This window comes from Schnuerera sp. (genome assembly GCF_035459645.1).
In the GTDB taxonomy this organism is placed as follows: domain Bacteria; phylum Bacillota; class Clostridia; order Tissierellales; family Tepidimicrobiaceae; genus Schnuerera.
In genome coordinates, this window is sequence record NZ_DATHXO010000520.1 from 1 (window position 1) to 4,387 (window position 4,387).

The following is a 4,387-nucleotide window of genomic DNA, read 5'->3' on the forward strand; positions in this document are numbered from 1 at the left end:
AAGGTGGAGTTATGGATTTGAAAGATTTTTTAGAGAAAAAATATGAGAAAGATATATTATTGGAAGTAATATTACCTAAAAAGGACGGTATAGCTGTATACGATTGTTTAAGAAAATCTTCTGGAGATTTGCCTATTATAAATGGAGCAATGTTCAAAGGAAATAATTGCGAATATGTAATTGCTATAGGTTCTCGACCTCAAAGAGCAAAATTAGCTGAAAAATCTATGGAAGCTTTAGAATATGGTGCAAGTATAGATAAAGTTGCAGATATGGTGGTTGATGAATTACATTTTGGAACTAATATGAGAGGAAGTAGAGAATATAGAGAAGAGATGTGCAAAGTATTGATAAAAAGAATGCATGATAAGGTTGGTGGTTATCATGATAGGTAAAGGAATAAGGAAAGTAGATAGTGAGTCCATATTAAGTGGACAACCAATATATACAGATGATTTAGTTTTTCATAAAGATGTTTTAATAATTAAACTTTTAAGAAGTCCCCATGCTTTTGCTAGGATTAAGAATATTAATATTGATAGGGCTAAAAAGGTAGAGGGGATTGTAGAAATATACACCTATAAAGATGTTCCTCAAGTTAGATACTCTGAATCAGGAGAATCTTATCCTGATCCTACACCTTATGACAGAATGTTATTGGAACCTATTGTAAGATATGTGGGAGATGAGGTTGCCATTATAGTTGGAGAAGATGAGGTAGCTGTTGAAAAGGCAATGAAATTAGTAAAAGTAGAATATGAAGTACTTGAGCCAGTATTAGACTTAATTAAGGCAGAAGGACATAGCTCTATCATACATCCAGAGGATGATATATTTTGTCCCTTTGATTTTGGATTTAATGGGAAAAAGAATATTGTTTCAAGATTTAAATTAGGCAAAGGGGATGTGGAAGAAGAATTTAAAAACTGTGACCTTGTAATAGAGAGAACTTACCATACTCAGGCACAAGCTCATTGTATGATGGAAACTCATAGGGCATATTCCTATATAGATGCAAATGGGAGAATTGTTGTAATATCTTCTAATCAATCAGCCTACCACATGAGAAGACAAACTGCTAAAGCTATTGGTCTACCTGTATCAAAGTTGAGGTTTATAAAACCAAGGATAGGTGGAGGTTTTGGAGGTAAAAATGTAGCGTTAGCTGAACCTTATGTAGCTTTTGTTACATGGAAAACAAAAAGACCATCTAAACTTATATATACAAGGAAAGAAACTTTTGCAGCCTCTACAAGTAGACATGAAATGAAATTTGATGTAAAAATTGGTTCGGATTTAGAAGGAAATATTAAAGCTATAGATATTAATTCCATAAACAACACAGGAGCTTATGGTGCTAATGGAACTGTAGTAACTATGGAAGCTGCACAAAATGTATTGCCTGTATATAATAAAGTACCAGCAATAAGGTATAGAGGAAAAACAGTTTATACCAATATAGTTTCAGCTGGACCTCTTAGAGGTTATGGTGCAACTCAAGGGACTTTTATTACTGATACAGCTATAAATGAACTTAGTAGTAAACTTGGAATAGAGCCTGTGGAAATTAAACTTAAGAATACAATACGAAAAGGAGCTGAAGGTGGGATATTAAAAAATCCTATTAAAAGTCTCAATGTAGAAAAATGTATTGAGAGAGGTAAAGAATTAATAGGTTGGGATGAAAAATATCCTAACAAGGAAATTAACTCTACTAAAGTAAGAGCTGTTGGCATGAGTATAGCTATTCATGGCTCTGGAATTGCTAATATAGATTCCGCTACAGTAATTGTCCGAATGGTAGAAGATGGAACATATATATTATTAACTGGTTCATCGGATTTAGGCACTGGTTCCGATACAGTTCTAGCACAAATTACAGCTGAATCATTGAATACGAATATGGATAGAATTACAGTTTATTCAGGGGATACTGATGCATGCCCTTATGATACTGGTGCCTATGCTTCTTGTACTACTTATTTAACAGGGAATGCAATTGTGAGAGCTTGTGCAGAGTTGAAAGATAAAATATTAAAGATTGCAGAAGCAAAACTTAATATTCCAGCATTATTTTTAGAATTAAAAGAAGATAGGGTATGCCATAAAGAAGATGAAAGCATATATGTGCTTTTGAGCATATTAGGACAAGAATCTGTACTAGGACCAGATAGTGAAGTATTAATGGCCAATGCAACCTTTGGAATGCCAGAAAGTCCAAGACCTTTTATTGCTGGTTTTGTTGAAATAGAGTTAGATAAAAGTACAGGAGAAGTTAAGGTTATTAACTATGTTGCCGTTGTTGACTGTGGAACGGTTATAAATCCTAATTTGGCAAGAATTCAAGTAGAGGGTGGAATAACCCAAGGAATAGGTTTAGCCTTATATGAAGATGTAAAATATTCTGATAGTGGAAGGTTGTTGACAGATAGTTTTATTCAGTATAATGTTCCTTCCAAAAAAGACATAGGTGATATTATAGTAGAATTTCAACCAGACTATGAACCAACGGGACCTTTTGGAGCAAAATCCATTGGTGAAGTAGTAATACACACTCCACCTCCAGCCATAGCTAATGCAGTTTATAATGCTGTAGGAGTATATATAAGAGATTTACCTATAACTTCTGAAAAGGTTTATATGGCCATGAAAGAATCAAAAGACAATAAGGATTAGGAGGTAAAAAATGCTCATTGTAAAGAGTAAGTATTTAATATCTTCAGCAGAAGATATTTATATAGATCATTCTTTGGTAGTAAGAGGGGAAAATATATTAGAAATACTTCCAAATAGTGAAGTAGAAATGAAATATCCTAAAGCTAAAATCATTGATAAAACAAATTCAATTCTTATGCCAGGATTTATTAATGCTCATATGCATCAATATGGAGTACTTTCTAGAGGTATACCTGCTAATGTAGAGTTTAAGGATTTTGAAGGATTCCTTTGGGATTATTGGTGGCCTTTTATTGAAAATAGGATTGGATTAAAAGAGGTAAAGGCAACTACAAAAGCTTCAGCCATAGAGCTTATAAAATCAGGAGTTATAGGATTCTGTGATACTTTGGAGGCCCCTAATACAGAAGAAGGTACTTTGATAGAACAGGGGAAAATATTAGAAGATATAGGAATGAAGGCAGTTTTATCCTTGGAAAGTTGCGAAAGGATTAGTTATGAAAATGGAGTTAAATGTTTAGATGAAAATAGTAGATTAATAGAATGGAGTAGAAAAAAAAGTAAATTGATAAGGGGAATTATATGTACTCATACCACTTTCACTTGTTCAGATAAATTCTTAAAATTAGCCCAAAATAAGGCTAAGGAATTGAAAGCCCCTTGGCAATTTCATTTATCGGAAAGTATATATGAGGTAGATCATTGTTTAAAAAACTATGGTAAATTACCAGTAAAATACTTAGAACATTTAGGATTATTGGACAAGGATGTTTTAGCATCCCAATGCGTCAAGGTAAAGGAAGAGGAAATCAAAATATTAAAGGAAAGAGATGTTAAAGTAGTTCACATGCCTTTAAGTAATTGTGAGGTAGGAGGAGGATTTGCCCCAATTCCAGATCTATTAGATGCAGGGGTAGAGGTAGCCCTTGGAACCGATGGATATATAAATGATTTCTTCGCTGTAATGAAATCTGCATTTTTACTGCATAAAGCTGTAAAAGAAGATGCTTCAGTTATGTCGGCTAGTATAGTATTTAAAATGGCCACTGAATATGGTGCCAAAGCATTGGGATGGAAAAATACAGGGAAACTAGTATCTGGGAATAAGGCTGATTTTATAATAATGGAGAATAATTTTAAAACACCAGTAACTTTAGATAATATATTTGATCAGATTGTGGTTCAAGGAGAAAAGGAATTTATAGATAGTGTTTATATAAATGGAAGACCTATTTTAGAAGATGGAGAATTGAAAACCATAGATAAAAAACAGATTTCTAAAGAAATGAAAAATGTAGCAGAAGAATTTTGGAAGTTTTAAATACGCAGGATAAGGAGGATTTTAAATGTACGATTTATTAGATATTAGGTTACAATCTCCAATTATTATTGGATCAGGACCCTTATCATATAGTGCTGAGTCCATGAAAAAATTATATGATGCAGGTGCTGGGGCAGTTGTTACTAAGACCATTAGAAAGAAAAGAGCTATAAATCCAGCTCCTCATATGGTAAGAAGTACTAATAACTCTCTTATAAATAATGAAAAATGGACGGATTTTGATCCAGAAAGATGGATAGATGAGGAGATTCCAAAATTAAAGGAAATGAAAGTTGTAACTATAGCTTCCGTTGGTCATACTTTGGAGGAAAGTAGTGAATTAGTAGAAAAGATAGAGAAGGCAGGAGCAGATATAATAGAGTTGGTTTC

3 protein-coding genes and 1 pseudogene are annotated in these 4,387 nt (G+C 33.1%); all 4 read left to right on the forward strand.

Going from position 1 to position 4,387, the window contains the following annotated elements; genetic code table 11:
- Positions 1-395 (forward strand): annotated as a pseudogene (locus tag VK998_RS12145) (FAD binding domain-containing protein); the annotation flags it as partial.
- On the forward strand, positions 385-2,676 hold the full coding sequence (locus tag VK998_RS12150; protein WP_325228720.1) for a xanthine dehydrogenase family protein molybdopterin-binding subunit: 2,292 nt from the start codon (positions 385-387) through the stop codon (positions 2,674-2,676). The pseudogene VK998_RS12145 and the gene VK998_RS12150, both read left to right, overlap by 11 nt.
- Positions 2,677-2,686: 10 nt before the next feature.
- The gene (locus tag VK998_RS12155; protein WP_025640650.1) at positions 2,687-3,997 is read left to right on the forward strand and encodes an amidohydrolase family protein; all 1,311 of its coding nucleotides are present in this window, start codon (positions 2,687-2,689) and stop codon (positions 3,995-3,997) included.
- A 25-nt stretch (positions 3,998-4,022) separates the two neighbouring features.
- Positions 4,023-4,387 (forward strand): beta/alpha barrel domain-containing protein (locus VK998_RS12160; RefSeq protein ID WP_325228723.1); only part of this gene is annotated, 365 nt, incomplete at its 3' end.

What these genes read in the sequence shown, in the direction of transcription:
- VK998_RS12150 (WP_325228720.1), top strand. Translation starts at nt 385, where the DNA reads ATGATAGGTAAAGGAATAAGGAAAGTAGATAGTGAGTCCATATTAAGT.
- VK998_RS12155 (WP_025640650.1), top strand. Translation starts at nt 2,687, where the DNA reads ATGCTCATTGTAAAGAGTAAGTATTTAATATCTTCAGCAGAAGATATT.